This is a genomic window from Sphingomonas sp. KR3-1 (assembly GCF_040049295.1).
Classification (GTDB): Bacteria; Pseudomonadota; Alphaproteobacteria; order Sphingomonadales; family Sphingomonadaceae; genus Sphingomonas.
This window is the reverse complement of record NZ_JBDZDQ010000003.1, coordinates 281,263-306,779: the sequence shown is the minus strand read 5'-3', so window position 1 is coordinate 306,779 and position 25,517 is coordinate 281,263. Positions and strand designations below refer to the sequence as shown.

Here is a 25,517-nt window from a genome sequence, read left to right as displayed (position 1 = left end):
GCAATGCGCACTCACAGCTCGAACCCCAGATGCTCCGCCACCGTGAAGATGTCCTTGTCGCCGCGCCCGGAGACATTGACCACGATGATCTGGTCCTCGCGCATTTCCCGTGCCTTGCTCTCCAAAGCTGCGAGCGCGTGCGAGCTTTCGAGCGCGGGGATGATACCCTCGAGCTTGCAGCAGAGCTGGAACGCGTCGAGCGCCTGCGTGTCCGTCACCGGGAGATAGTCCACCCGCCCGCTCTCGTGCAGCCAGCTATGCTCGGGGCCGATGCCCGGATAGTCGAGGCCCGCCGAGATCGAGTGCGCCTCGGTGATCTGGCCGTCCTCGTCCTGGAGGAGGTAGGTGCGGTTGCCGTGGAGGATGCCGGGCGCGCCGCCGTTCAGGCTCGCGGCATGCTTGTCGGTCTCGACGCCGTGCCCCGCCGCCTCGACGCCGATCATCGCCACGTCGGCATCGTCGAGGAAGGGATGGAACAGCCCGATCGCGTTCGATCCGCCGCCGACCGCGGCGATCAGCAGGTCAGGCAGGCGGCCCTCGGCCTTCTGGATCTGCGCGCGCGTCTCGGTGCCGATCACGCTCTGGAAGTCGCGGACCAGCTCGGGATAGGGGTGTGGCCCAGCCGCGGTGCCGATGATGTAGAAAGTGTCGTGGACGTTGGCGACCCAATCCCGAAGGGCTTCGTTCATCGCGTCCTTGAGCGTCTCCGCGCCCGAGGTCACCGGATGCACCTCGGCACCGAGCAGCTTCATGCGGAAGACGTTGGGCTTCTGCCGCTCGACATCCTTGGCGCCCATGAAGATCACGCAGGGCAGCCCGAAACGCGCCGCAACCGTGGCGGTGGCGACGCCGTGCTGGCCCGCGCCGGTCTCGGCGATGATGCGCGTCTTGCCCATGCGGCGAGCGAGCAGGATCTGGCCGATGCAGTTGTTGATCTTGTGCGCGCCGGTGTGGTTCAGCTCCTCGCGCTTGAAATAGATCTTGGCGCCGTGACCCTCGGGCGCACTCTCGCGGTAATGCTCGGTCAGCCGTTCGGCATAATAGAGCGGGCTCGGGCGGCCGACATAATGCTCCATCAGGTCGTCGAACTCGGCCTGGAAGGCGGGGTCCGCCTTGGCCGCGCGATATTCGCGCTCGAGGTCGAGGATCAGCGGCATCAGCGTCTCGGCGACGAAGCGGCCGCCGAACTGGCCGAAATGGCCATGCTCGTCAGGCAGGTTGCGCAGGGAATTGGCCAAGGGTGCAGTGTCTGTCGCGGCAGTGTCGGTCATGCGTATCTCACAGGTTCGGTTGGCGGGCGCTGGCGTGGAAGCGAGCGATCAACGCCATCGAGATCCGATGCGGACAGGGGCGGAGAGCCTCAACATTGCGCCACCGCTTTAAGGAATGCGGCGATCTTGGCAACATCCTTGACGCCGGGCGTATTTTCGACGCCCGAGGAGACATCGACCAGGCGGGCGCCGGTGACCTGGATCGCCGGGATCACATTCTCCGGATCGAGCCCGCCCGCCAGCATCCAGGGGGCGGGATGGCGATAGCCGGTCAGCATCGTCCAGTCGAAGCGCAACCCCATGCCGCCGGGCAACAGCGCGTCATCGGGCGTCTTGGCATCGTACACGATCCGGTCGACGGGGATGCCGGCATAGCGCGCGCCTTCGGCCAAGTCGGAGGCGCGCTTCACCGAAATCGCCGGCCAGACATGATGGCCGCGGCCACCCAGCTCGGCGACGCGCTCGAACCCGGTCTTGTGGAGCTGCAGCGTCCGGATGCCGGTCGCGCCGGTCACGGCCTCGATCAGCGCATCGTCGGGATCGACGAACACGCCGACCTTGGTGACATGATCGGGCACGCGCGCCGCCAGCGCCCGCGCCTGCTCGATCCCGACATTGCGCGGGGAGGGGGGAAAGAACACGAAGCCGACATGGCTCGCCCCGCCGGCGATCGCCGCGTCGAGCGTCTCGGGCGTGGACAGGCCGCAGATCTTGGCGGTGACCGGCATCAGAGCGCCTTGACCAGCACGTCCATGAACAGCGGCGGGTCGAGCGGCACCGGGAAGTCGCGCTTCTCGCCCGAGTTGCGATAGCCGCGACGTTCGTAGAAGGCGATCAGCTCGGCGCGGCGGTCGATCACCGTCATTTCCATCGCGCCGGCGCCGAACGCCTCGCGCGCGCACTCCTCGGCGGCGGTGACGAGCTGCTTGCCGAGCCCGGCGGACTGCAGCCCCGGGTCGACGCAGAGCAGCCCGAGATAGGCCAGGCCGTCGCCCTTGCTGGTCACCTGCACGCAGCCGAGCAGGCCATTGCCGGTATCGGCGATGAGCAGGCGCTGGGCCGGATCGTCGACGATGGCGATGAGCGTGGCGATATCGGTGCGCGGGCTGTCGATTATCAGGTCCGCCTCATGCGTCCAGCCGGCACGCGCGGTCTCGCCGCGATAGGCGCGCTCGATCACCGGATGGATCGCGGGCAGGTCGGCGCGGGTTGCGGCGCGGATCGTGACGGTCTCGGGCATGCGCGCTCTGTCGGACGGTAGCGGGGGTTTGGCAAGTGCCCCGCGCTCACCGGCTCCTTGGCTGTTCCCCGCTTTCGCCGGGGAACAAGGTGGTCAGGACGACCAAGATTAGTCCGCCGCTCGCGCATCGAAGCTGGCTCGCGCGCCGTCGATCCGTTCCAGATTGCGTGCCGCCCATACCCATACCCCGCAAAACGCCTCGGCCAGGCTGCCGCCGAGATCGGTGAGGCGATACTCGACGCGCGGCGGGATCACCGGATGGACGGTGCGGATCAGCAGCCCGTCGCGCTCCATCGCGCGCACCGTCTGGGTGAGCATCTTCTGGCTGATCCCGCCGCATTCGGCGCGCAGTTTCGAGAAGCGCAACTCGCCATGCTCGGTGAGTGCCTCGAGCACGATCATCGTCCATTTGTCGGCGACGCGACCGATGATGTCGGTGACGAGCGCCTCGACCCGCGGATCGAGGTCAGGATAGTCGTGGTGCGGGTTGGTCGCCATGGTTTCCAAAAGGTATGTATGAATATTTTGGGTGCCTACTCCCCAAAGGGTACCACAATACGATATCCAGCGTCCACCCAATCGAAGGACGCATCATGGACATGACCGGCAACACCATCCTGATCACCGGCGGCGGCTCGGGCATCGGCCGCGCGCTCGCCGAGGCGCTGCATGCCCGCGGCAACAAGGTGATCGTCTCGGGCCGCCGCGCGAGCGCGCTCGAGGAAGTCGCCGCGGCGAACCCGGGCATCGCCACCGCGACGCTCGACGTGTCGGATCCCGCCGACATCGCCCGCTTCGCCGCCGAGATCGTCGCGGCGCACCCGGCGCTCGACTTCGTCATCCACAATGCCGGCATCATGCAGGCCGAGGCGCTGACCGCGCCGGGATCGGACCTGGCCGTCGCCGAGGCGACGATCGCCACCAATCTGCTCGGCCCGATCCGGCTCAACGCCGCGCTGCTGCCGCATCTGCTCGCCCGGCCGAAGGCGGTTATCGCCACCGTCTCCTCGGGCCTCGCCTTCGTGCCGCTCACCGCCACGCCGACCTATTCGGCAACCAAGGCGGCGATCCACAGCTGGAGCCAGTCGCTGCGCCACCAGCTCAAGGACACGGCGGTGAAGGTTATCGAGATCGCTCCGCCGGCAGTGGCGACCGACCTGATGCCCGGCCATGCCGAGAACCCCAATTCGATGCCGCTCGCCGACTATATCGCCGAGACGATGGCGCAGCTCGACGCGGGCGCGGACGAGAACCTGACCGAGCGGGTCAAGTTCCTCCGCTTCGCCGAAGCGCGCGGCGACTATGCCAAGGTGTTCGGCGCGCTGAACGGGTAGGCATTCTTCCTCGTCACCCCGGCCTTGAGCCGGGGTCCCGCTGCCTTGCCGCCGTATGAAGAAGCGGGATCCCGGCTCAAGGCCGAGATGACGGAAGAACTCACTGGTTGCTCGCCACCCAGCTGTTCGCGGGCAGGAAGGCGTCGCTCAGCCCGTACGTGCCCGTGCAGTAGCGCTTGCAGCCCGCCGACGCGGTGGTGTCGATCCGGGTGACATGGCCGGTCGCGTCGCGGGTCAGGGCGAAGTCGATCCGGCACGCGCCGGCGCTCCAGCTCGCCTGGGCGGGCGAGGCGAGGGTGGCGATCGCGCCGGCCTCGCCGTCGCTGGCGGGCAGCCTGCACAGCATCTTGCCCTCCAGGTCGCGCGTGATGCCGAAGTCGAACTGCCGCGCATCGACATGGTTGATCGTCAGCTGGGCGACATCGGCGGTCTTGTAGCTCGCCTCCCACAGCTCCTCGCCGAAGCTCTTCAGCGAATCGCGCTGGACGGTATAGTCGGCCTCGACCGCGGCGGGGTCGCAGGTCTTCGCGCAGCGCGACCGCAGGATCTGCTGCCAGTCGCGCTGCTGGCCCTTGAAGCCCTGCTTGTCGAACAGCACAGCCAGCTTGGCCTTGTACAGCGCCGCCACCTCGCCATCGAGCGCGCGCAGCTTCGGACTGGCGCAGATCGTCTTCTCGAGCGGGTGGCTGGCCTTGGCGCAATCGAAGCTGGCCGATTGCGGGGGCGGAGTCGCGGCGCGCAGGCCGCAGAGCGCGAGGAAAAGGGCGAACAGTCCGAAAGCCGTGATCCGCAACATCGCTGCCTCCTGCCTAAGTGCTTCGCTTCACTCCTGGATATACCCGCGATCAGGCCATGCCGTTGAAGGCGAGATGGTCGATCGCGTCCTTTGCCACGTCATATTCGGCGCCAAAATTGGCCGGGCCGCCATCGCAGATGTCGATCGGCTGATCACGCCAATGGCTGCGGAGCCCGATCGTGTCCGGCATGAAATTGCCGTAGATGTAGCGCTTCCCGCCGCGGACGATGCCGACATATTGGCGCAGCCAGCCCTGCGGAACCGCCGCGAGTTCCTTGCGGGCAAAGGGATCGGGCCGCATCAGCCGCAGCGCGGCGGGCAGCTTCGCCTCCAGCCTGGCGACATCCGCCGCGCTCGGCGTCCAGCCGCTCTCGCCGGGCTTGGGCACGGCGCGCGAACATTGGCGGAGCATCGCCCCGACCTTGTCCGGCCCGAAGATCACGATGTTGCCGTCCCGCGCCGCCGCCAAGGCCAGCAGCAGCGCGGCGGCGAGCATCAGAGCGTCGCCTCGATCTCGCGCGCGGCGAGATCCGGGTCGGCCGCCTGGGTGATCGGGCGGCCGACCACCAGGATCGACGCGCCGGCATCGAGCGCGGCGCGCGGCGTCACCACGCGCTTCTGGTCGCCGACCACGCCGTTCGCCGGGCGCACGCCGGGGACGACGAAGAAGCCGTCATGCCAGATCGCCTTGGCCGCGGCGACTTCGGCGCCCGAGCAGACGATGCCGTCGACGCCCGCCGACCGGGCGAGCTCGGTCAGCCGCATCACCTGCTCGTGCGGATCGGGCCGGAGGCCGACCGAGACCAGGTCGCTGTCGTCGAGGCTGGTGAGCATCGTCACCGCGACCACCTTGGTGCCCGTCGGCGCCGCGGCCTTGGCGTCCTCGAGCATCGCGCGGCCGCCCGAGGCGTGGACGGTCAGGATCGCCGGCTCGAGCGGGCGCAGCGCCTGGATCGCCTTGGCGACGGTGTTGGGGATGTCGTGGAACTTGAGGTCGAGGAAGATCGGCAGGCCGATGTCGTGCATCTCGTGCACGCCGGCGCGGCCGTTCGCCATGAAGAATTCGAGGCCGAGCTTGATCCCGCCGACATGCGCCTTCACGCGGGTGGCGATCGCCTTGGCGCGCGCGATGTCGGGCGTATCGATCGCGACATAGATCGGGCTCAATGCACGTCCCCCAGCGGAAGCGCGGCCTGGGGCGCGGCAGGAGCGGGGACGGGATCGGGCACGACGACGACCGGCTCGGGCATCGCGTTGATCGCGCGGATGTCGTTCAGCGCGCGCTCCAGCCCGGTGATCCGCTGGCGCATCCGCCAGCGCAGCGCGTGATAGGCGAGCAGCACCGGCAGCAGCCCGGCGAGGAAGACGAGGATCAGCAGCAGCGGCAGGCTGAAATCGGCGATCAGGCCGCTCCACAGGTGCACGTTCACGCGCTCGTCGCCGTTATAGATCACAAAGCCTGCGACGAGACCGCCCAGCAACAGCCAGAACAGCACCTTCAGAAACCGCATCCTTCTCCCTTCCGTGTGAGGACGGGGCGGTTCTATGCCGGGAAGGGGTTTTGCGCAAACTCCCGCTCCCCTTGGGAGCGGGAAGGGGCCCGCGAGCGAAGCGAGTGGGAAGGGTGAGAGTAGATTCTACCTCTCGACCCTCACCCTTCCGCCGCTTCGCGGCTCCCTCCCTCTCCCAAGGGGAGAGGGAAATTACCCGATCTCCGCGCGCAGTTCCTCGAACAGCCCGGGAATGCTGGTCAGCCGGGTCTCCTCCTCGTCGAGGATCGCGTGGAAGGCGCGGCGCTTGATCGCCTTCACGCGTTCCTCGGGCAGCCGCGCCTCCAGCAGCAGCGTGGAGAGGACGATGTCGATCAGCCGGTCGGCGCCGTGCAGGCGGCCCCAGAGATAGTCGTTCTCGCGATAGGCGCGGCTGAAGAAGGCGCCGAAGCTGTTGAACTGGATGCCCTTCAGCGTCGCCTCCGCCCCGCCGGTGCGGATCGCGGTGGCATCGTCGGGAGCGATGCGGTCGACGCGGATCGGGTCGAACTCGTCGACGCCCTCGCCCTGGAGCAGCGGCACGGTGGCGATGTCGTAGAAGGGGAAGCCGAGATGCGCGAGGAGGAGCGGGCGGCGCAGCTCCTTGGAGAGCGTGCTCAGCCCCCCGGCCAGCCGCGCATCGGTCTCGGCGTCGAGCTGCTTGAGCTGCATCCGCTCCGCCAGGCGATCGAGGATCGGCCCGGCATCGTCGGTCATCATCCGGACCTCGTCGCGCAGGTCCGCATAGGTGTCGGCGCGCTTCAATTCGAGATAGGCGGCGAGCGAGTCATAGATCGCCTCGCGCATCGGCTTGAGCGCGCCGTGGCTGGTCGGCAGGTCGATCTCGGTCAGCCGCCGGGCGAGCAGCCGCAGCCGGCGGATGCGGAAGCCGAGATCGTGCGCGCGCAGGAATTCGAGCGTCTCGGGCGAGGCGCCGTTGGACAGCGTCGCCCCGAACCGGTCCGCCCCGCGCGACTGGACCGCGGCGGCCAGCGCCTCGCGGATCTCGTGCAGACGCTCGGGCCCGTGCCGCTCGCCGACCGTGTAGAGCAGCCGCGCGGTGCGATCGATCGCGCCCTCGACCTTGAGCAGGCCATAGGCGGTGTGGCCGTACCCCGCCTTGGCCGCGGCGGCGACCTGGGCGCGGCGGCGCCAGGCGGCGAGGCGCTTCTGGTTGGGATAGTCGAGCCACAGCGTATAGCCGAACAGCGCCTCGACCTGCGTCTCCACTTCGGCGCGGATCTCGCCGACGATCGACAGCATCCGCTCGATCCGGTGCGAGCGGCGGGCGATCTCGTCGAGATTGTCGCGGATCGGCTGCTCGCGCGGCAGCTCGGAGAGCGCGCCGATGATCGTCGCGAAGAAGCCCGGCTTCTCGTCGCTGGCGCCGTAGAAATCGAAGCGGAAATTCGGGAAGGGATCGACGAAGACGAAGCGCCGGTCGACCTGGCGGCGGGCAGGGCGCTCCTTGAGCGCTTCCATCGCCGGGCGGAAGGGCGCGTTGGCGAGCACCGAGCCGTCGATCAGGATCGCCTTCTCGGCCTTGTTGTCCTCCCATTGGTGCGGCAGCATCCGCTCGAGGAACTGGTCGCGCTCGGGCCAGGCCTGTTTCCGCTCGGCGAGCAGCTCGTCCATCTCGGCCACCGTCATCGGCGGGAAGGCGCCCGGGAAGCTCGAGGTCGCCCGCGCCGCGAAGGTCAGGCTCGGCGCATCGGCGAACTGCTCGCCGGGATAGCCGCGATCGGTGAAGGAGAAGACGAGGCGGTGCTCGTTCTCCATCACCGAGGCCGGCGAATTGAGCCGCAGCGCCTCGGGATGGCCGCGGAAATCGGTGACGGTGACGAACAGGTCGAGCGGCTGGCCGTCGGGCAGCAGCCGCTTTTCCTTCGGCCCCTTGGCCATCGCCTCGAACGCGTTGAGGATCGTGTTCGCCAGGCGCTTGCCGCCGAATGGCGGCTCGAACCAGCGCGAGCGGACGAAATGCTCGAGCTTGGCGCGCACTTCGGTGCGCGCGCCGGCCTCCACCGTCTCGTCCACCGTCTTCGAGCGATTGGCGACCAGCCAGGCGATCGGCACCGCCCAGAGCTTGGCGAAGCGGTGCGACGGGCGCTGGCGCGGCTCGAGCAGCGCCTCGACATCGGCATTGTCCATCCACAGGTCGGTCAGCGGATCGAGCGACTGGCCGGTGGCGATCGCCTGCGCCAGGAACACCGTGTTGATCCCGCCCGCGCTGGCGCCGGCAAGGATGTCGACCAGCACGCGCAGGTTGACGCCGCTGGTCTCGCGGATCTCCTCGAGCAGCTCGCGATAGACGTCGGGGCTGGCATCGGCACCGTCGCGCTCGGCGCAGCTCGCCCGGGCGAGGCGCCAGATCTCCTTGGTGATGCCGTGCATGTATACGGCCAGGCTGATCCCGCCGTAGCAGACCAGTGCGAGCCGCAGTTCCTTGTCGCGCGTTTCGGCCATTAAAGCTTTATAGTCGCCCAGATCGGCAAATGGTCCGAAGCGGTCCGCGCCTGCAGGCTGTCGTGCACCCCGGCACCGGTGAAGGTCAACTCCGGGCTCGCCATGATCCGGTCGAGCTTGGCCATTGGGCGGCGGGCATGGAAGCTCTTGCCCGTGCCGGCGAAGGTGAAGTGGCTGGCGAAGTCGCGCAGGCAGCCGGACTGGGCGCTCCATTCGTTGAGGTCGCCCATCAGGATCGTCGGATGCTGGTGCGTGCTCGCCTGGAGGTGCGTGATGATCGCATGGGCCTGGCGCCGCCGCCACAGGCCGGACAGGTCGAGATGCATGCCGACGACGCGTATCACCGAGCCGCTCGCCAGCCGGACATCGGCCATCACTGCGCCGCGCGGCTCGAGCGCGGGCAGATGGATCGCCTCGCAGTCCAGAATGGTCGCGTCCTTGCGCACCAGCAGCGCGTTGCCGTGCCAGCCCATCGAGCGCGCCTTGGTGCCGAAGGGGATCGCCTTGTAGTCGCTATGCTCGGCAAGCAGATGCCCGGTCAGCACCGCCGAGCGCTCGCCGAAGCGGCGATCGGCTTCCTGGAGCGCGACGATGTCGGCATTGATCTCGCAGAGCACCTGGAGCGTGCGCTCGGGCCGCCGGCGCCGGTCGGTGCCGATCGACTTGCGCATGTTGTAGCTGGCGACCTTGATCATCGGCGCTCCTTATCACGGGAGCAGGGGAGCATGTGCAAGGGCCTCAGCTCGGGTGCGCCTCGGCGCTGGTCTGGCTGGCGGCTTCCTGCGCCGCCGCCACCAGGCGCCTGCCGGTTTCTTCCGCGGCCTCGGGCGTCATCGCGATGGCGACGCCGTCGGGGCCGTCGAGCAGCACCACACCCTGTTCGGCCGTCGCGACGCCAGGCAGCTCTTCCGGTTCGGCGTGGGAGATCTTTCCCATCTTATTTTCTCCATTCGCCGGTCTCGGGCAGCGAGACGGGAATGGGACCCCAACAAAGGTGAACGGGAAAATATCCCGAAAAACCTTTGGTTTCAGCGACCGCCGGCCTCGAGCAGGCGGCGCGGGGCGGCGAGTTCCCAGCTGCGCGCGATCCGGTCGCCGACGAAATCCCAGTCGATCTCGGGCCCGGCGAGCGAAATGCCCACCCAGCCGACGCCGAAATAGGCGACCTTCGAATAGGTCTCCGGCGCGACCTCGATCAGGTTCGGGCCTTCCTCGTCGTCGGCGGTCTTCACCGCGACGATCGTGCGGCCGTCGCCATGATGGTCGTGGCGGAACTGGGCGAACTGCTTGCCGGCGACGAAGAAGGTCGCCTGGCCGTGGCTGGGCCGCTCCTCGCTCTCGGGCAAGTCGAGCGCGATCGCGCGGACCTGCGCGAGGACGGGATCGGGATCGGAGTTCAGCGCGCCAGCCATTGCGCGACAACCCGGGGATAGAGGCGATGTTCCTCGCCGAGCACGCGTTCGGCAAGCGTCTCGGGCGTATCGCGCGCCTCGATCCGCACTTCGGCCTGGCCGAGCACTTCGCCGGCATCGAGCTCCTCGGTCACGACATGCACCGAGCAGCCCGCGACCAGGTCCCCCGCGACCAGCGCGCGGCGATGCGTGTCCAGCCCCTTGTACTTGGGCAGCAGCGAGGGGTGGATGTTGACGATCCGCCCGCGCCAGGCCTGGACGAAATCGTCCGAGAGCAGCCGCATGTACCCGGCCAGCGCGATCGCCTCGACGCCCGCCTCGCGCAGCGCCGTATCGATCTTCGCCTCGTACTCTGCCTTGGGCATGCCCTTGGGGCTCTGCGCAAAGGTGGCGACGCCCTGCGAAGCGGCCCAGGCGAGCCCCTCGGCCTCAGGCTTGTCGCTGGCGACGAGCGCGACTTCATAGGGGCAGTCCGGCGCCTTGGCCGCCTCTACCAGCGCGGCCATGTTCGAGCCTCGGCCCGAGATCAAAATCCCCAGCTTGCGCCGCATGGCTCTACTTTTCCCCAGCGAAGGCCGGGGCCCAGTCTTGAAAGTTGCAACGCTGAGTCTGGGCCCCGGCCTTCGCCGGGGGAAGCTTGGACTCAGGCATTGTGGGTCGCAGACCAGTCGCCACGCGCGCTCCAGACCTCTTCCGCGCCGAACACGGTGCAGCCGCGCTCGCCCGCCTCGACGGTGCCGATCACGAACACTTCCTCGCCCGCGGCGGTGAGTTCTTCCTTCACTGCATCCGCCACGTCGGGCGAGACCACCGCGACCATGCCGATGCCGCAGTTGAAGGTGCGCGCCATTTCCTCGGGCTCGATATTCCCCTGCGCCTGCAGGAACGCCATCAGCCGCGGCAGCGGCCAGGCACCCGCCTCGATCCGGGCATGGCAGCCTTCGGGCAGCACGCGCGGAACATTCTCGAGCAGGCCGCCGCCGGTGATGTGCGCCAGGCCGTGGATCGTGCCCTTGCGAAGTTGCGGAAGCAGGCTTTGCACATAGATGCGCGTCGGCGCCATCAGCGCATCGAGCAGGATCACGTCCTGGTCGAACAGCGCCGGGCGGTCCATCTTCCAGCCCTTGTCCGCGGCGAGGCGGCGGACCAGCGAGAAGCCGTTCGAGTGCACGCCCGTGGAGCCGAGGCCGAGCAGCACGTCGCCCGGGCGGATCGCGCTGCCGTCGAGCAGCTGGCTGCGCTCGACCGCGCCGACGCAGAAGCCGGCCAGGTCGTAATCATTCTCGGCATACATGCCCGGCATCTCGGCGGTCTCGCCGCCGATCAGCGCGCAGCCGGCCTGGCGGCAGCCCTCGGCAATGCTGGCGATCACGCGCTCGGCGGTCTCGGCCACCAGCTTGCCGCTGGCGTAATAGTCGAGGAAGAAGAGCGGCTCGGCACCTTGGACGATCAGGTCGTTGGCGCACATCGCGACCAGGTCGACGCCGACGCCGTCATGCGCGTCATAGTCGATCGCGAGCTTGAGCTTGGTGCCGACGCCGTCATTCGCCGCGACCAGCAGCGGATCGGTGAACCCGGCCGCCTTGAGGTCGAACACGCCGCCGAACCCGCCGAGATCGGCGTCGGCGCCGGCGCGGCGCGTGGACTTGGCGAGCGGGCCGATCGCACGGACCAGCGCGTTGCCGGCCGCGATCGAGACGCCCGCCTGGGCGTAGGTATAGTTCTTCGGGTCGCTCATGGCGCGCGCTTAGCGCCATCCGTTCGCCGCGTCACCCCGCTCCGGGATGCGCTTTGTTACATCTGCGCTTGGTTTTCCCCGCTCGCTTCGCCAAAAGGGCGCTCACATGACCGCCGCCCGCAAATTCCTCACCATCGGCATCGCTTCCGCGCTTTCGCTTGCGGGGCTCGGCGCCGTGTGGGCGGAAGGCGACGGCAAGAGCGGCGGCGGCAGCGCCGTGCCGATCGACGCCTCCGGCAGCTTCGAGGTCTCGGGCGTCGATGTCGACGTGAAGGGCAAGGATGCCGAGTCCACCCGCTATGGCGGCTGGCGGCTCGCCCAGCGCAAGGGCTGGGATATGCTGTCGCGCAAGCTGACCGGCAAGGCCTCGACCATGTCCGATTCGGCGCTCGATTCGCTGGTCACCGGCATCGTCGTCGAGCAGGAGCAGATCGGCCCGACCCGCTATATCGCCAAGCTCAGCGTGCTGTTCGATCGCAACAAGGCGGGCAGCATCCTCGGCGTCTCGGTGGCGGTGAACCAGTCGCCGCCGATGCTGATCGTCCCGCTCGAATATTCGGGCGGCTCGGGGCTGGTGTTCGAGCGCGAGACTGCCTGGGCCAAGGCGTGGAACCGCTTCAAGAGCGGCGGCAGCACGGTCGATTATGTCCGCGTGCAGGGCAACGGCCCCGACGCGATGCTGCTCAACGCCGGCCAGGTGCTGCGCCGCGGCCGCAACTGGTGGCGCTCGGTGCTCGACCAATATGGCGCGGCCGACGTGCTGATCGCCGAGGTGCAGCTGCGCCGCGAATATCCCGGCGGTCCGATCATCGGCATCTTCTCCGCCACCCACGGCCCCGATCGCCAGAAGATCGCCGACTTCGCCCTCAGGGTAGACAATGGCGATTCGCTCGACACGCTGATGGACGCCGGCGTCCAGCGGCTCGACAAGGCCTATCAGGAAGCGCTCGCGCTCGGCCAGCTCCATACCGACCGGCTGCTCGCCACGCGCCCGCCCTCGGCCAAGGCCGAGGAGGAAAAGCCGACCGACGAGGCGACCGCGGAAGCCACGCCCACGCCGGAGGCAAGCGCCACCGCCGCCGGCAGCGCGGCGGTCAACATCCAGTTCGACACGCCCAATGTCGGCTCGGTCAATGCCGGCGAGGCGGCGCTGCGCGGCATTCCGGGCGTGCGCACCGCGGTCACCTCGAGCCTGGCGCTCGGCGGCGTCTCGGTGATGCGCGTCACCTATGACGGCGCGATCCCGGGCCTGCGCGCCCAGCTCGAGGCGCGCGGCTGGAGCGTGCAGGAGGGGGCAGGGGTGCTCCGCATCCGCCGTGCGGGCGGAAGCGGCGGCGGTGCCCAGCAACCGATACCGGCGCCCACCGGCACGGCAACGGCAGCCCCGAACGGCGGATGACGCAGCTTCGCCTGCCGCTTGGACTGCCCGAGGCGCGCGAGACGGAATTCCTGGTCAGCGACTCCAATTCCCGCGCGGTCCATCAGCTCGAACATTGGGGAACCTGGCCGGTGATGTCGGCGCTGCTCGTCGGCCCGCGCAAGTCCGGCCGCAGCCTGCTTGCGCGCATCTTCGCCGCCAAGACCGGCGCGCGGATCTTCGACGATGCCGATCTCGGCAAGGAGGCCGAGGTGTTCCACGCCTGGAACCAGGCCCAGGCCGATCACCGCCCGCTGCTGATCGTGGCGCAGGCCGCGCCGCCCGAATGGGCGGTGAAGCTGCCCGATCTCAAGTCGCGCCTCGCCGCCTCGCCGCTGCTCGAGCTCGGCCCGCCCGACGACGCGCTCATCCCCCAGCTGCTCGAGCGCGCCTTCGAGCGCCACTTGCTCCACGCCAAGCCCGACGTGATCGCCTGGATCGCCCGGCGGATCGAGCGCAGCCATATCGCGATCCTGCGCGTTGCCGATGCATTGGAGCTGGAGGCGGGGAAGCGCTTGTCGATACCCGCGGTCCGGGCCACATTGGCCACGACTGGTCTCATAACCGAAACGGACGGCGACTAACGGCGATGGCCAAGGCAGCAAGAATGCGCGCCGTTGAAGAGGGTTCGATGACCGAATTGCCGGAAGATTCCACACGTTACTTCAACCGCGAGCTGAGCTGGCTCGCGTTCAACCGCCGCGTGATGGAAGAGGCGTGCAACCCCGCCCAGCCGCTGCTCGAGCGGCTTCGCTTCCTGTCGATCTCCGGCTCGAACTTCGACGAGTTCTTCATGGTCCGCGTCGCCGGCCTGATGGGCCAGCAGCTCCAGAATGTGGAGGCGCGCTCGGTCGACGGGCTCACGCCCAGCCAGCAGCTCGAGGCGATTTCCGCCGAGGCCGAGGCGCTGGCCGACAACCAGCAGGGCGTCTGGGTCGATATCCGCGGCGACCTGACCGAGACCGGCATCTTCGTGCTCGACGCCGCCGAGATCGAGGGCGAGACCGAGGCCTGGCTGGAAACCCATTTCCGCGACCAGATCTTCCCGATCCTTACCCCCCAGGCGCTCGATCCGGCGCACCCGTTCCCGTTCATCCCCAACCAGGGGTCGAGCGTGATCTTCGATCTGGTCCGCAAGTCGGACCGCGAGCCGGTGCGCGAGCTGGTGCTGCTTCCCACCGCGCTCAAGCGCTTCGTCCGGCTGCCCGGCACGCCGGCGCGCTATGTCGCGGTCGAGACGGTGCTCAAGCATTTCTCGCACCTGCTCTTCCCCGGCTACACGCTGCTCGGCGCCGCCGCCTTCCGCGTGCTGCGCGACAGCGACCTCGAGATCGAGGAAGAGGCCGAGGATCTGGTGATGACCTTCCGCTCGGCGATCAAGCGCCGGCGGCGGGGCCGGGTGATCCGCCTCGAGATGGAGGAGAGCATCTCGCCCGAACTGGAAGCGGTGCTCAAGGAGGAGCTGGGCGGCAGCGAGGCGTTGCTCACCGAGACCGGCGGCTTCCTCGGCATCGGCGACCTGGCGATGCTGGTCGACGAGGACCGGCCCGACCTCAAGTTCACGCCCTTCTCGGCGCGCTTTCCCGAGCGGATCCGCGAATATGGCGGCGATTGCTTCGCGGCGATCAAGGCCAAGGACATCGTCGTCCACCACCCCTATGAGAGCTTCGACGTCGTGCTCTCCTTCCTCGGCCAGGCGGCAGCCGATCCCGACGTGGTGGCGATCAAGCAGACGCTCTACCGCGCCGGCAAGCAGCCCCAGGTGATCAACGCGCTGATCAGCGCGGCCGAGGCGGGCAAGTCGGTGACCGCGGTGGTCGAATTGAAGGCCCGCTTCGACGAGGAGCAGAACCTCTATTGGGCAACGGCACTCGAGCGCGCCGGCGTCCAGGTCGTCTATGGCTTCATCGACTGGAAGACGCACGCCAAGGTCTCGATGGTCGTGCGGCGCGAGGGCAATGGCTATCGCACCTATTGCCACTTCGGCACCGGCAACTACCACCCGGTCACCGCGCGCATCTACACCGATATCAGCTTCTTCACCGCCGATCCGCGCATCGGCCGCGATGCCGCGCAGATCTTCAACTATGTCACCGGCTATGTGGAGCCGCAGGGGCTCGAGCTGCTCGGCATCTCCCCGCGCGACCTACGCAACAACCTGGTCGGGCTGATCGACGACGAGATCGCCCATGCCCGCGCCGGGCGTCCGGGCGCGATCTGGGCCAAGATGAACTCGCTGGTCGACCCCGCGGTGATCGAGAAGCTCTACGAGGCGAGCAATGCCGGCGTGGAGATCGAGCTGATCATCCGCGGCATCTGCTGCCTGCGCCCCGGCGTCCCCGGCATGTCCGAGCACATCAAGGTCAAGTCGATCGTCGGCCGCTTCCTCGAGCACAGTCGCATCTGGGCATTCGGCAACGGCAAGGCGCTGCCCAATGACGGCGCCAAGGTCTACATCTCCTCGGCCGACTGGATGCAGCGCAATTTCGATCGCCGCGTCGAGTTCATGCTGCCGATCCTCAACAAGACGGTGCACGATCAGGTGCTCGACCAGGTGATGGTCGCGAACCTGCTCGACAATGAGCAGAGCTGGGTGCTGCAGAGCGACGGCCATTACACGCGGGTCGAGCCCGGCGAGGACGGCAGCTTCAACCTGCATCGCTATTTCATGACCAATCCGTCGCTTTCGGGCCGCGGCGCCGCGCTCGATGCCCGCAAGCCGGTGCCCAAGCTCCAGTTGAAGCGCCGCGGAACAAGGGCCAAGGCCAAGGGATGAGCACGCTCCTGTTCCGCAAGGCACGCACCAAGCCCCAGCCCGTCGACGGCCGCACCGCGATCATCGACATCGGCTCCAACTCGGTGCGCCTGGTGGTCTATCAGGGCTCGGCGCGCTTGCCGGCGACCTTGTTCAACGAAAAGGTGATGGCCGGCCTCGGGCGCGGCCTGGCCGAGACCGGCGCGATCGACGCCGGCAGCCTCGCCGTCGCCCGCGGCGCGCTCGCCCGCTTCGCCACGCTGGCGCGCGAGATGCAGGTGAGCGAGCTGCGCACCGTCGCCACCGCGGCCGTGCGCGACGCCTCCAACGGCCGCGAGCTGATCGACGCCGCGCGCAACCTCGGCCTCGAAGTCGAGACGCTGTCGGGCGAGGAAGAGGCGATGGCCTCGGGGCTGGGCGTGCTCTCGGGCATTCCCGAAGCCGATGGCATCGTCGGCGACCTTGGCGGCGGCTCGCTCGAGCTGGTCCGCGTCGTCGCCGGCACGGTCACCGATCGCGTGTCGTTCCCGCTCGGTGTGCTGCGCCTCGGCGCAGTCCGGGCGGAGGGGAAAGGCGCGCTCGAACGCCGCGTGACCAGGCTGCTCACCGACGCCGGGTGGAAGGGGCGGGGCAAGGGGCTGCCCTTCTACCTGGTCGGCGGCTCGTGGCGCAGCCTGGCGCGGCTCGACATGCACCTGCGCCACTATCCGCTGCCGGTCGCGCACCAATATCCGATGGCGGTCACCCGCATCGCCGAGCTGGCCAGCTCGATCGCGGTGATGCCCAAGTCCGATCTCAAGGCGATCCCCAACATCTCCAGCGCGCGCGTCGGCTCGCTCGAGGACGCCGCGATGCTGCTCGGCCATGTCCTCCGGCAGCTCGGCAGCAGCGGCACGATCGTATCCGCCTATGGCCTGCGCGAAGGGCTGCTCTACCAGCGCCTCTCCGCCGAGGAACGCCAGCAGGACCCGCTGATCGCCGCTACCCGCGACGAGGGCGAGCGGCTCGGCCGCTTCGCCGAGCATGGCGACCTGCTCGACCAGTGGATCGCGCCGCTCTTCGCCGGCGAGCCGCCCGAACTCGCCCGGCTGCGCCAGGCCGCCTGCCAGCTGGTGGACGTCGGCTGGCACGCCAATCCGGAGTTCCGTGCCGAACGCGGCCTCGATGCGGCGCTGCACGGCAATTGGGTGGCGATCGATTCGAGCGGCCGCGCCGCGCTCGGCCAGGCGCTCTACACTGCGCTCGGCGGCGGGCTCGACACCCCGGCGCCGCTCCAACAGCTCGCCGACGACGACACGCTGTGGCGCGCCAAGCTCTGGGGCCTCGCCATCCGCCTCGGCCAGCGCCTCTCGGGCGGCGTCGCCGCGCCGATCCGGCGCTCCGAGCTGCACATCGACGCGGAGACGCTTGCGCTGGTCCTCGATCCGGCGGACGAGGCGCTCTACGGCGAAGCGGTCGAGAAGCGCCACAAGGCGCTGGCGGCAGCGTTCGGGCGCCAGCCGGTGCTCGAGGTCTAGTCATCCGGAGTTCATGCCGCTCCCGCAATGACCCCGCATCCGCGTGGCTTTGTGGGGGGACAGCATGATCGATCGACGCACCATTTTGCAGGGCAGCCTCGCCACCGGCGTCGCCGCGCTGGCGCCGCTGCCGGCATCCGCCCGGGCCGTCAAGGACGATCCCCTGATCGACGCGTTCGTCAAGGCGAACGGGTTCACCGGCACGATCGTGCGGGCAAAGGCCGGCAAGCTCCTCTACGCCCGCAATTTCGGCATGGCCGACATCGCCGCCGCCAGGCCGGCGACCACCGATACGGTGTACGGCATCGCCTCGATCTCCAAGTTCCTCACCAGCGTGACCGTCCTCAAGCTGGTCGAAGCGGGCAGGCTCTCGCTCGACGCGCCGATCGCGACGCTGCTGCCGGGCTACCGCGCGGACACCGGCGCCAAGGTCCGGCTCGCGCACCTGCTGTCAAACACCAGCGGCATCCCCAACGACTATATCGCCGCGCTCAAGGCCGAGCCCGCGCTGCTTACCACCGATATCGGCACCGCCGACTCGGTGCGCCGCTTCGCCTCGGGCGATCTCGCCTTCGAGCCGGGCGCGAAGTTCGATTATGCGATGACCAACTGGTTCCTCGTCATCGCGATCGTCGAGGCGGCGACGGGCAAGCCCTTCCAGCAGGCAATGCGCGCGATCACGCTCGATCCGCTCGGCCTCGCCCACACCAGCGCAGCGGCGGGCGTCGAGATCGCGCCCGGCGCGGCGCTATCCTATCGCACGCTCGAGCCCCCGGTCGAATGGCCCAATCCGCGCACCCCGATCACGGCGGCGTCGGGCGGCTATTACAGCAATGCGCCCGACCTCGTCCGCGCCGGCCACCTGGTGTTCGACGCCGGCTTCCTGTCGCCGGCGTCGCTTCAGGCGCTGCGCACCGTGCGCGTGCCCGATCAGGACTATGCGCTCGGCGGCAGGGTGCGGACGATGACGATCGGCGGCAAACCAGTGGAGGCGGCATGGGAAACCGGGCGCACCGCGGGCTACCGCACCCTGCTCGCGCATCGCTACGACACGCGCGAGGCGATGGTGCTGCTCAACAACAGCGGGATTTCGCAAAAGGCGATCGACCTGTTCACCGACAGCCTGTTCGGTGCGGAGCCGCGGGCCTAGCTCACCGCGCCCTTAGCCGCAGCGCGCCGATATGATCTTCCCCTCGGCGTCGAGGATCACGTTCAGCCGGTCCGGCCGGAAATCCATCGTCGCCGCGCTGTCGGGCCCGAGCCAGCGCGACGTCCGCGCGCGCGACAGCCGGAGCGCCTCCGCCTCGGTCTCCGGGCTGCGCGTCTTGCCGACCAGCCCGCCCAGCTTGCTCGCATTGCACTCCACGCCGGGGATCGGCTCGGGCGGCGCCTTGGGCGCGCAGGCGCCCAGCGTCAGCAGCGCAGCAGCGGCGGGGATGGCGAGGCGAATCATGCTTCCGGCTCCTCGGTGCGGGTCATCTTGAGCTTGCCATTCTTGACGGTGAACCCCAGCTGACCCTCGACCAGGTTGAGCGCGTCGCGCCCGAACTGCTCGAAGCGCCAGCCCTGCAGGATCGACAGCCCGTCGCGCACGCCCGCGGCGAGCGATTCGAGGTCGTCCGAGCGGGCGAGCAGGCGCGGCGCCACGTTGATCTCCTTGGCGCGGATCTTGAGCAGCAGCTTGAGCAGGTCCGCCACCAGCGCGCCGTCCTTGCCGAGCGAGGGCTTGCGGTCGTCGCGCGCCGGCATCTCGTCCGCTGACATCGGCGTGGCGCCTTCCAGCGCCGCCATCAGCCGCCCGCCGATATCATTGCCCGCCCAGGCCGCCGAGAGCCCGCGCACCTTGCCCAGGTCGCTCTGCTTGCGCGGCGGGTTGCCGGCGAGGTCGGCGAGCGTCTCGTCCTTGATGATGCGGCCGCGCGGCAGGTCCTTGCCCTGCGCCTCGAGCTCGCGCCACCGGCCGAGCGCCTTCAGCCGGCCCAGCACTTCGGGCTTGCGGCTGGAGACGCGCACGCGCTGCCAGGCCTCGTCCGGGTCGTTGTGGTAGTTCTCGGGATCGGCGAGCCGCTCCATCTCCTGGTCGAGCCAGGCGCCGCGGCCGGTCTTCTTCAGCTTCTCCAACATCTTGGGGAAGATCTTGGAGAGGTGGGTCACGTCGGCGATGGCATAGTCGATCTGGCGCTTGTCGAGCGGTCGGCGGCTCCAGTCGGTGAAGCGGGCGCCCTTGTCGATCGTGAAGCCCAGATAGGTGTCGACCAGGTTCGAATAGCCGATCTGCTCGCCCAGCCCGAGCGCCATCGCCGCGACCTGGGTGTCGAACAGCGGGTGCGGGGTCTTGCCGGTGAGGTTGTAGACGATCTCGATGTCCTGCCCGCCGGCGTGGAAGACCTTCAGCACGTCCTCGTTGTTCGTCATCAGGTCGAGCAGGGGAGTCATGTCGATATCGCCCATCGGATCGATCGCCGCGGCCTCTTCGTCGTCGGCGATCTGGATCAGGCAGAGTTCGGGCCAATAGCTGTTTTCCCGCATGAACTCGGTGTCCACGCAGATATAGGGCTTGTTGGCGAAACGGGCGCAGAGATTGGCGAGAGCCGCACTGTCTTCAATCAGACCATGGATATGCATCCTAGGCCCATAGACCGGTCTTCGGGTTGACAAAAGAGGGTGGGAGGGGAAAGCGCACGCGATCCTTTTTCACTCGCACAAAAAGTTGATGCCGATCATGCACGCCTATCGCACGCACACCTGCGCCCAGCTCCGCGCCGAACATGTCGGCCAGGAAGTCCGCCTGTCGGGCTGGGTCCACCGCAAGCGCGACCATGGCGACCTGGTCTTCATCGACCTGCGCGACCATTACGGCATCACCCAGATCGTCACCGAGGTCGATGGCCCGGCCTTCCAGGTGATCGAGTCGCTGCGCAGCGAATCGGTGGTGACGATGACCGGCAAGGTCGTCGCCCGCGATACCGCGGCAGTGAACCCGAACCTGCCGACCGGCGAGGTCGAGATCCGCGTCACCGAGGCGAAAATCCAGAGCCAGGCGCAGGAGTTGCCGCTCCCGGTGTTCGGCGACAATGAATATCCCGAGGACATTCGTCTTCGGTACCGCTTCCTCGATCTGCGCCGCGAGAAGGTCCACAAGAACATCATGCTGCGCTCGAGCGTCATCGCCTCGCTGCGCCGCCGGATGATCGACCAGGGCTTCACCGAGTTCCAGACGCCGATCCTCACCGCGAGCAGCCCCGAGGGTGCCCGCGACTATCTCGTGCCCAGCCGCGTCCACCCCGGCAAGTTCTACGCGCTTCCCCAGGCGCCGCAGATGTTCAAGCAGCTGCTGATGGTCGCCGGCTTTGACCGCTATTTCCAGATCGCTCCCTGCTTCCGCGACGAGGACGCTCGCGCCGATCGCAGCCCGGGCGAATTCTACCAGCTCGATTTCGAGATGAGCTACGTCACCCAGGACGACGTCTTCGCCGCGATCGAGCCGGTGCTGCACGGCGTGTTCGAGGAATTCGCCGATTGGGAGGGCATGGGCCGCAGCGTTTCCGCTCTTCCCTTCAAGCGCATCCCGTACAAGGAATCGATGCTGAAGTACGGCAACGACAAGCCGGACTTGCGCAACCCGTTGCTGATCACCGACGTGTCGGACTTCTTCAAGGGCTCGGGCTTCGGCCGCTTCGCTTCGATCGTCGAGGGAGGCGACGTCGTCCGCGCGGTCCCGGCACCGAACACGCACGAGAAGAGCCGCAAGTTCTTCGACGACATGAACAGCTGGGCGCAGTCGGAGGGCTTCCCGGGCCTCGGCTATGCCACCCAGAAGGACGGCGTGTTCGGCGGCCCGATCGCCAACAACCACGGCCAGGAGGGCATGAAGGCCATTGCGGATGCCATGGGCCTCGGCCCGAACGACGGCATCTTCTTCGCCGCGGGCAAGGAAGCCCAGGCCGCCAAGCTCGCCGGCCTCGCGCGCACCCGCGCCGCCGAGCAGCTCGAGCTGATCGACAGGAAGCGCTTCGAATTCTGCTGGATCGTCGACTTCCCGATGTTCGAATATGACGAGGACGCCAAGAAGGTCGACTTCAGCCACAACCCCTTCAGCATGCCGCAGGGCGAGCTCGAGGCGCTGGAGACCAAGGACCCGCTCGACATCCTGGCGTACCAGTACGACATCGTCTGCAACGGCATCGAGCTGTCGTCGGGCGCGATCCGGAACCACCGTCCGGAGATCATGTACAAGGCGTTCGAGATCGCCGGCTACACCCAGGCCGATGTCGACACCAACTTCGCGGGCATGATCAACGCCTTCAAGTTCGGCGCCCCGCCGCACGGCGGCTCGGCCCCGGGTGTCGATCGCATCGTCATGCTGCTCGCCGACGAGCCGAACATCCGCGAGGTGATCGTCTTCCCGATGACGCAGAAGGCCGAGGACCTGATGATGCAGGCGCCGTCCTTCGTCAGCGAGAAGCAGCTCAAGGAGCTCAACATCCGCCTCGCCCCGCAGGTCGCGGCGGACCTCGCCAAGAAGGGCACCGACGGCATCGTCGATCCTTCGGCGGGGTGAACCCACCGCATCCTATTTTCCATCGTCATCCCCGCGCAGGCGGGGATCCAGAGTCAAACAGGACATCGCTCCACCACTCTGGATCCCCGCCTGCGCGGGGATGACGGTTATGGGTATTGCCTCGGCTTGAAGTTATAAAACTTCAACCTACAGACATAAAACTACAACCATAACGAGCAATCCGGCCACCAGAGCCCGGACGCAGGAGTAGAAATGTCTGACGACACCACCACCCGGGCCCGCGCCCGGGCGGACGCGACCATTGGGCTGGCCGATCTGTTCACGATCGGCATCGGCCCGTCGAGCTCGCACACCGTCGGCCCGATGCGCGCGGCGCATGCTTTTGCCGAAGCCGCGCTCGATCGCGGCACCCCCGTCGCCGTCTCCTGCGAGCTGTTCGGCTCGCTCGCGCTCACCGGGCGCGGCCACGCCACCGATATCGCGGTGATCCTCGGGCTCGCCGGCTACCGGCCCGAGAGCGTCGATCCCGATGCGGTGAACGCGATCGTCGCCACCGTCCGCGCCGAGCAGCAGCTGGCGCTCGGCGGCCATGTCACTGTGCCCTTCGTCGAGGGCCGCCACCTCGTCTTCCGCGACGACAAGTTCCTGCCCTCGCACCCCAATGGCATGCGCTTCGTCGCGCATTATGCCGAGGGCGAGCCCTGGGAGACCTTCTTCTACTCGATCGGTGGCGGCGCGATCGTCGAGGGTGGCTGCGAGGCGCCGCAGACCAACATCAAGCTGCCCTTCGCCTTCACCTCGGGCGCCGAGCTGCTCGCCGTGGCCGACGCGCAGGGCGCGACGATCGCCGATATCGTCCGCGCCAACGAAGCCGCCTGGCGCGACGATGCCGAGACCGATGCGTTCGTCGACAGCCTGCGCGCTGCGATGTCGGCCTGCATCGACCGCGGTATGCGCGGGGAGGGGGAGTTGCCCGGCGGCCTCAAGGTCAAGCGCCGCGCCCGCGACCTCCACCAGCGCCTGCTCGCGCGCGGCCCGCGCAGCGATCCCTCGCTCGTCTTCGACTGGGTGAGCCTATGGGCGCTCGCCGTGAACGAGGAGAATGCCGCCGGCGGCCGCGTCGTCACCGCGCCGACCAATGGCGCCGCCGGCGTGATCCCGGCGGTGCTGCGCTATTACGAGACCTTCTGCGCCAACCCGACGCCCGCCGGATCGCGCACCTTCCTGCTCACCACCGCGGCGATCGGCTTCCTCTACAAGAAGCGCGCCTCGATCTCGGCCGCCGAGATGGGCTGCCAGGGCGAGGTGGGCGTCGCCTGCTCGATGGCCGCGGCCGGGCTGGCCGCCGCGCTCGGCGCGACCAACGCGCAGATCGAGAATGCCGCCGAGATCGGCATGGAGCATAATCTCGGCCTCACCTGCGATCCGATCGGCGGCCTGGTCCAGATCCCCTGCATCGAGCGCAACACGATGGGCGCGATCAAGGCGATCAACGCGGCGTATCTGGCCCTCCACGGCGACGGCAGCCACATCGTCAGCCTCGACGCGGTGATCGAGACGATGCGCCAGACCGGCGAGGACATGCGCTCGAAATACAAGGAGACCGCCCAGGGCGGGCTCGCGGTCAACGTGGTGGCGTGCTGAGCCATAGCCGTCAGGGTCGCCGCCCCAACCCCGGCACGACCATCCCCACCTCGCGCTGATATTCGGCATATTCCTCGCCGAAGAACCCGGTGAGGTCGCGCTCCTCATAGCCGATCGCGATCAGCACATAGGCCGTCATCCCCGCGGCGAAGAACAGGTGGCCCACCGTCATCGCCGGCGTCGCCCAGAAGGCGATCAGGAAGCCGCTGTAGAGCGGGTGGCGCACCAGCTTGTAGAAGAGCGGCCGGCGCAGCCGCGGCGCGGCTACGGGCTTGCCGCTCAGGTTGCGCCACACCTGCTGCAGCCCGAACAGCTCGAAATGATTGATCAGATAGGTGCTGATCAGCAGCACCGCCCAGCCGAGCGCCGAGAGCCCGGTGAGCAGCCACCAGCCCAGCGGCGCGGTCACCGTCCAGATCGGCGCCGGCATCGGCCGCCACAGCCAGAAGACCAGCGCCAGCACCGCGCTGGTGGCGAGCACATAGGTGCTGCGCTCGATCGGCTCGGGCACGATCCGCGTCCAGCCGCGCTTGAAGCCCTGGCGCGCCATCACGCTATGCTGCAGGCCGAAGAGCAGGATCAGCCCGGCATCGACCAGCAGCGCGAAGCTCCAATGCGTCGCCGGGCCGTGGTCGATCGTGCGGGGGAGCTCCGGAAGGTTCGCGACGAAGCCGACCAAATAGAGGAACACCGCGAAGAAGATCGCATAGGCGATCCCCCCGAACAGTAGAAAGGAAGCACGCGTCATCGTCCTCACCTCGCGATGAATTGATTTCGTAACGAATATCGCCGATCGGGCGGAATTGCCAAAGTGCGCACCGTTCATCGGGTCATGCACTGGCAGCATGGGGAAAAGTGCATGCGTATAGCGGTGTTCAACACAAAACCCTATGACCGCTGCTTCCTGGGCGCCGCCAATACCGCCGGGCACGACCTCCATTTCCTCGAGCCCCGGCTCGATGCCGCCACCGCGCCGCTGGCGGCGGGGCACGGCGCCGTCTGCGTCTTCGTCAACGACGTGGTGGACGCGCCGGTGCTGGAGACGCTGGCGGCCGGCGGCACTCGCCTGGTGGCGCTGCGCTGCGCCGGGTTCAACAATGTCGACCTCACCGCGGCCCGGCGCCTCGGCGTGGACGTCGTCCGCGTGCCGGCCTATTCGCCGCATGCCGTCGCCGAGTTCACCATCGGGCTGATGCTCGCGGTCGATCGCCACATCCCCCGCGCCTGGGCCCGCGTCCGCGACAACAATTTCGCGCTCGAGGGGCTGATCGGCCGCAACCTGCATGGCCGCACCGTCGGCGTGGTCGGCACCGGCAAGATCGGCGCGCTCGTCGCCCGCAGCCTCAGGCTGGGCTTTGGCTGCGAGGTGCTCGCCGCCGACCTCTATCCCGATCCCGCGCTCGAGGCGATCGGCGTGCGCTATGTCGCCCGCGACGCGCTGCTCCGCGCGGCGGAGATCGTCACCCTCCATTGCCCGCTCACCCCCGACACCCGCCACCTGATCGACGCCGCGGCGATCGAAGCCGCCCGCGACGGGCTGATGATCGTCAACACCAGCCGCGGCGCGCTGATCGACACCGCCGCGCTGATCGAGGGCCTCAAGGCGCGCAGGATCGGTGCGGTCGCGCTCGACGTCTATGAGCAGGAGGCCGACCTGTTCTTCGAGGACCTCTCCAACGAGATCGTCTCGGACGACCAGTTCCAGCGCCTGCTGACCTTCCCCAACGTGCTGGTCACCGGCCACCAGGCCTTCCTCACCGAAGAGGCGCTCACCGCCATCGCCGAGACGACGCTCGCGAGCGTCAGCGATGCCGAGGCCGGCCGCCCGCTTGCCAATCGCGTCGATGCAGCGTTGATTGCGCCCATGCGTTAGGAG

The 25,517-nt window shown here is 68.3% G+C and carries 26 protein-coding genes; 9 read left to right on the top strand and 17 right to left on the bottom strand.

All coding sequences use genetic code 11. The features are described 5' to 3' along the window. Positions 1-11 precede the first annotated feature (11 nt). The 4 genes from trpB to ABLE38_RS17335 all read right to left on the bottom strand — a co-directional run bounded on the left by trpB (position 12) and on the right by ABLE38_RS17335 (position 3,009). Positions 12-1,271, bottom strand: a complete 1,260-nt coding sequence (gene trpB, locus ABLE38_RS17350; RefSeq protein WP_348975503.1) for a tryptophan synthase subunit beta — start codon at positions 1,269-1,271, stop codon at positions 12-14. An 89-nt stretch (positions 1,272-1,360) separates the two neighbouring features. After that, positions 1,361-1,999, bottom strand: a complete 639-nt coding sequence (locus ABLE38_RS17345; RefSeq protein ID WP_348975502.1) for a phosphoribosylanthranilate isomerase — start codon at positions 1,997-1,999, stop codon at positions 1,361-1,363. After that, positions 1,999-2,511 carry a GNAT family N-acetyltransferase gene (locus ABLE38_RS17340; RefSeq protein ID WP_348975501.1) on the bottom strand — a complete coding sequence of 171 codons (513 nt, stop codon included), beginning with the start codon at positions 2,509-2,511 and terminating at the stop codon, positions 1,999-2,001. The genes ABLE38_RS17345 and ABLE38_RS17340 overlap by 1 nt, the downstream gene beginning before the upstream one ends. A 108-nt stretch (positions 2,512-2,619) precedes the next feature. Beyond that, positions 2,620-3,009, bottom strand: a complete 390-nt coding sequence (locus ABLE38_RS17335; RefSeq protein WP_348975500.1) for a helix-turn-helix domain-containing protein — start codon at positions 3,007-3,009, stop codon at positions 2,620-2,622. Between the two features lie 95 nt (positions 3,010-3,104). On the opposite strand from ABLE38_RS17335, the gene ABLE38_RS17330 reads away from it, so the two are divergent. Continuing rightward, entirely contained in the window at positions 3,105-3,845 is a 741-nt protein-coding gene (locus ABLE38_RS17330) for an SDR family oxidoreductase (protein WP_348975499.1), read from the top strand. 100 nt (positions 3,846-3,945) lie between these two features. Here the strand turns inward: ABLE38_RS17330 and ABLE38_RS17325 are convergent, their stop codons facing one another. The 10 genes from ABLE38_RS17325 to purM form a co-directional block, all read right to left on the bottom strand. Next, positions 3,946-4,641, bottom strand: coding sequence for a hypothetical protein (locus tag ABLE38_RS17325; RefSeq protein ID WP_348975498.1), 696 nt, complete (start codon positions 4,639-4,641; stop codon positions 3,946-3,948). A 49-nt stretch (positions 4,642-4,690) separates the two neighbouring features. Beyond that, complete coding sequence (locus ABLE38_RS17320) at positions 4,691-5,137, bottom strand: hypothetical protein (RefSeq protein WP_348975497.1); 447 nt, start codon at positions 5,135-5,137, stop codon at positions 4,691-4,693. After that, a complete protein-coding gene (gene pyrF / locus ABLE38_RS17315; protein WP_348975496.1) occupies positions 5,137-5,808 on the bottom strand; it encodes an orotidine-5'-phosphate decarboxylase in 672 nt (223 codons plus the stop codon). The genes ABLE38_RS17320 and pyrF overlap by 1 nt, the downstream gene beginning before the upstream one ends. Continuing rightward, on the bottom strand, positions 5,805-6,152 hold the full coding sequence (locus ABLE38_RS17310; RefSeq protein ID WP_348975495.1) for a lipopolysaccharide assembly protein LapA domain-containing protein: 348 nt from the start codon (positions 6,150-6,152) through the stop codon (positions 5,805-5,807). The genes pyrF and ABLE38_RS17310 overlap by 4 nt, the downstream gene beginning before the upstream one ends. Before the next feature lie 192 nt (positions 6,153-6,344). Then, entirely contained in the window at positions 6,345-8,636 is a 2,292-nt protein-coding gene (locus tag ABLE38_RS17305) for a patatin-like protein (protein WP_348975494.1), read from the bottom strand. After that, the gene (locus ABLE38_RS17300; protein ID WP_348975493.1) at positions 8,636-9,331 is read right to left on the bottom strand and encodes an endonuclease/exonuclease/phosphatase family protein; all 696 of its coding nucleotides are present in this window, start codon (positions 9,329-9,331) and stop codon (positions 8,636-8,638) included. The genes ABLE38_RS17305 and ABLE38_RS17300 overlap by 1 nt, the downstream gene beginning before the upstream one ends. Positions 9,332-9,374: 43 nt before the next feature. Next, positions 9,375-9,572 carry a hypothetical protein gene (locus ABLE38_RS17295; protein WP_348975492.1) on the bottom strand — a complete coding sequence of 66 codons (198 nt, stop codon included), beginning with the start codon at positions 9,570-9,572 and terminating at the stop codon, positions 9,375-9,377. A gap of 92 nt (positions 9,573-9,664) precedes the next feature. Next, positions 9,665-10,048 carry an MmcQ/YjbR family DNA-binding protein gene (locus ABLE38_RS17290; protein WP_348975491.1) on the bottom strand — a complete coding sequence of 128 codons (384 nt, stop codon included), beginning with the start codon at positions 10,046-10,048 and terminating at the stop codon, positions 9,665-9,667. Further along, complete coding sequence (purN, locus tag ABLE38_RS17285; protein WP_348975490.1) at positions 10,033-10,599, bottom strand: phosphoribosylglycinamide formyltransferase; 567 nt, start codon at positions 10,597-10,599, stop codon at positions 10,033-10,035. The genes ABLE38_RS17290 and purN overlap by 16 nt, the downstream gene beginning before the upstream one ends. 92 nt (positions 10,600-10,691) lie before the next feature. Continuing rightward, a complete protein-coding gene (gene purM / locus ABLE38_RS17280) occupies positions 10,692-11,786 on the bottom strand; it encodes a phosphoribosylformylglycinamidine cyclo-ligase (protein WP_348975489.1) in 1,095 nt (364 codons plus the stop codon). A gap of 106 nt (positions 11,787-11,892) precedes the next feature. On the opposite strand from purM, the gene ABLE38_RS17275 reads away from it, so the two are divergent. From ABLE38_RS17275 to ABLE38_RS17255, 5 genes are all read left to right on the top strand, one after another. Then, positions 11,893-13,185 carry a heavy-metal-associated domain-containing protein gene (locus ABLE38_RS17275; RefSeq protein ID WP_348975488.1) on the top strand — a complete coding sequence of 431 codons (1,293 nt, stop codon included), beginning with the start codon at positions 11,893-11,895 and terminating at the stop codon, positions 13,183-13,185. Next, positions 13,182-13,787: a chromosomal replication initiator DnaA gene (locus ABLE38_RS17270; RefSeq protein WP_348975487.1), complete on the top strand. Its 606-nt coding sequence runs from the start codon at positions 13,182-13,184 to the stop codon at positions 13,785-13,787. Before ABLE38_RS17275 ends, ABLE38_RS17270 begins: the two co-directional genes overlap by 4 nt. Positions 13,788-13,810: 23 nt before the next feature. Next, positions 13,811-15,979: an RNA degradosome polyphosphate kinase gene (locus ABLE38_RS17265; protein ID WP_348975486.1), complete on the top strand. Its 2,169-nt coding sequence runs from the start codon at positions 13,811-13,813 to the stop codon at positions 15,977-15,979. Continuing rightward, positions 15,976-17,475 carry a Ppx/GppA family phosphatase gene (locus ABLE38_RS17260; RefSeq protein ID WP_348975485.1) on the top strand — a complete coding sequence of 500 codons (1,500 nt, stop codon included), beginning with the start codon at positions 15,976-15,978 and terminating at the stop codon, positions 17,473-17,475. The genes ABLE38_RS17265 and ABLE38_RS17260 overlap by 4 nt, the downstream gene beginning before the upstream one ends. 64 nt (positions 17,476-17,539) lie before the next feature. Next, a complete protein-coding gene (locus ABLE38_RS17255; RefSeq protein ID WP_348975484.1) occupies positions 17,540-18,625 on the top strand; it encodes a serine hydrolase domain-containing protein in 1,086 nt (361 codons plus the stop codon). A 12-nt stretch (positions 18,626-18,637) separates the two neighbouring features. Here ABLE38_RS17255 and ABLE38_RS17250 read toward each other — a convergent pair whose 3' ends face one another. Beyond that, positions 18,638-18,928 carry an I78 family peptidase inhibitor gene (locus ABLE38_RS17250; protein WP_348975483.1) on the bottom strand — a complete coding sequence of 97 codons (291 nt, stop codon included), beginning with the start codon at positions 18,926-18,928 and terminating at the stop codon, positions 18,638-18,640. Beyond that, positions 18,925-20,100, bottom strand: a complete 1,176-nt coding sequence (rnd, locus tag ABLE38_RS17245) for a ribonuclease D (protein ID WP_348975482.1) — start codon at positions 20,098-20,100, stop codon at positions 18,925-18,927. Before rnd ends, ABLE38_RS17250 begins: the two co-directional genes overlap by 4 nt. 97 nt (positions 20,101-20,197) lie before the next feature. On the opposite strand from rnd, the gene aspS reads away from it, so the two are divergent. Together aspS and ABLE38_RS17235 are read left to right on the top strand one after the other, a co-directional pair. Next, on the top strand, positions 20,198-22,036 hold the full coding sequence (gene aspS, locus ABLE38_RS17240) for an aspartate--tRNA ligase (protein ID WP_348975842.1): 1,839 nt from the start codon (positions 20,198-20,200) through the stop codon (positions 22,034-22,036). Positions 22,037-22,249: 213 nt separating this feature from the next. Further along, positions 22,250-23,641 (top strand): L-serine ammonia-lyase, encoded by a 1,392-nt coding sequence (locus ABLE38_RS17235; RefSeq protein WP_348975481.1) that lies wholly within the window; start codon positions 22,250-22,252, stop codon positions 23,639-23,641. Between the two features lie 10 nt (positions 23,642-23,651). Here the strand turns inward: ABLE38_RS17235 and mddA are convergent, their stop codons facing one another. Continuing rightward, positions 23,652-24,389 carry a methanethiol S-methyltransferase gene (gene mddA, locus ABLE38_RS17230; RefSeq protein WP_348975480.1) on the bottom strand — a complete coding sequence of 246 codons (738 nt, stop codon included), beginning with the start codon at positions 24,387-24,389 and terminating at the stop codon, positions 23,652-23,654. Positions 24,390-24,500: 111 nt separating this feature from the next. Between mddA and ABLE38_RS17225 the strand changes: the two genes are divergently transcribed. Beyond that, on the top strand, positions 24,501-25,514 hold the full coding sequence (locus ABLE38_RS17225) for a 2-hydroxyacid dehydrogenase (protein WP_348975479.1): 1,014 nt from the start codon (positions 24,501-24,503) through the stop codon (positions 25,512-25,514). Positions 25,515-25,517: the final 3 nt, after the last annotated feature.

What these genes read in the sequence shown, in the direction of transcription:
- trpB (WP_348975503.1), bottom strand. Translation starts at nt 1,271, where the DNA reads ATGACCGACACTGCCGCGACAGACACTGCACCCTTGGCCAATTCCCTG.
- ABLE38_RS17345 (WP_348975502.1), bottom strand. Translation starts at nt 1,999, where the DNA reads ATGCCGGTCACCGCCAAGATCTGCGGCCTGTCCACGCCCGAGACGCTC.
- ABLE38_RS17340 (WP_348975501.1), bottom strand. Translation starts at nt 2,511, where the DNA reads ATGCCCGAGACCGTCACGATCCGCGCCGCAACCCGCGCCGACCTGCCC.
- ABLE38_RS17335 (WP_348975500.1), bottom strand. Translation starts at nt 3,009, where the DNA reads ATGGCGACCAACCCGCACCACGACTATCCTGACCTCGATCCGCGGGTC.
- ABLE38_RS17330 (WP_348975499.1), top strand. Translation starts at nt 3,105, where the DNA reads ATGGACATGACCGGCAACACCATCCTGATCACCGGCGGCGGCTCGGGC.
- ABLE38_RS17325 (WP_348975498.1), bottom strand. Translation starts at nt 4,641, where the DNA reads ATGTTGCGGATCACGGCTTTCGGACTGTTCGCCCTTTTCCTCGCGCTC.
- ABLE38_RS17320 (WP_348975497.1), bottom strand. Translation starts at nt 5,137, where the DNA reads ATGCTCGCCGCCGCGCTGCTGCTGGCCTTGGCGGCGGCGCGGGACGGC.
- ABLE38_RS17310 (WP_348975495.1), bottom strand. Translation starts at nt 6,152, where the DNA reads ATGCGGTTTCTGAAGGTGCTGTTCTGGCTGTTGCTGGGCGGTCTCGTC.
- ABLE38_RS17305 (WP_348975494.1), bottom strand. Translation starts at nt 8,636, where the DNA reads ATGGCCGAAACGCGCGACAAGGAACTGCGGCTCGCACTGGTCTGCTAC.
- ABLE38_RS17300 (WP_348975493.1), bottom strand. Translation starts at nt 9,331, where the DNA reads ATGATCAAGGTCGCCAGCTACAACATGCGCAAGTCGATCGGCACCGAC.
- ABLE38_RS17295 (WP_348975492.1), bottom strand. Translation starts at nt 9,572, where the DNA reads ATGGGAAAGATCTCCCACGCCGAACCGGAAGAGCTGCCTGGCGTCGCG.
- ABLE38_RS17290 (WP_348975491.1), bottom strand. Translation starts at nt 10,048, where the DNA reads ATGGCTGGCGCGCTGAACTCCGATCCCGATCCCGTCCTCGCGCAGGTC.
- purN (WP_348975490.1), bottom strand. Translation starts at nt 10,599, where the DNA reads ATGCGGCGCAAGCTGGGGATTTTGATCTCGGGCCGAGGCTCGAACATG.
- purM (WP_348975489.1), bottom strand. Translation starts at nt 11,786, where the DNA reads ATGAGCGACCCGAAGAACTATACCTACGCCCAGGCGGGCGTCTCGATC.
- ABLE38_RS17275 (WP_348975488.1), top strand. Translation starts at nt 11,893, where the DNA reads ATGACCGCCGCCCGCAAATTCCTCACCATCGGCATCGCTTCCGCGCTT.
- ABLE38_RS17270 (WP_348975487.1), top strand. Translation starts at nt 13,182, where the DNA reads ATGACGCAGCTTCGCCTGCCGCTTGGACTGCCCGAGGCGCGCGAGACG.
- ABLE38_RS17265 (WP_348975486.1), top strand. Translation starts at nt 13,811, where the DNA reads ATGCGCGCCGTTGAAGAGGGTTCGATGACCGAATTGCCGGAAGATTCC.
- ABLE38_RS17260 (WP_348975485.1), top strand. Translation starts at nt 15,976, where the DNA reads ATGAGCACGCTCCTGTTCCGCAAGGCACGCACCAAGCCCCAGCCCGTC.
- ABLE38_RS17255 (WP_348975484.1), top strand. Translation starts at nt 17,540, where the DNA reads ATGATCGATCGACGCACCATTTTGCAGGGCAGCCTCGCCACCGGCGTC.
- ABLE38_RS17250 (WP_348975483.1), bottom strand. Translation starts at nt 18,928, where the DNA reads ATGATTCGCCTCGCCATCCCCGCCGCTGCTGCGCTGCTGACGCTGGGC.
- rnd (WP_348975482.1), bottom strand. Translation starts at nt 20,100, where the DNA reads ATGCATATCCATGGTCTGATTGAAGACAGTGCGGCTCTCGCCAATCTC.
- aspS (WP_348975842.1), top strand. Translation starts at nt 20,198, where the DNA reads ATGCACGCCTATCGCACGCACACCTGCGCCCAGCTCCGCGCCGAACAT.
- ABLE38_RS17235 (WP_348975481.1), top strand. Translation starts at nt 22,250, where the DNA reads ATGTCTGACGACACCACCACCCGGGCCCGCGCCCGGGCGGACGCGACC.
- mddA (WP_348975480.1), bottom strand. Translation starts at nt 24,389, where the DNA reads ATGACGCGTGCTTCCTTTCTACTGTTCGGGGGGATCGCCTATGCGATC.
- ABLE38_RS17225 (WP_348975479.1), top strand. Translation starts at nt 24,501, where the DNA reads ATGCGTATAGCGGTGTTCAACACAAAACCCTATGACCGCTGCTTCCTG.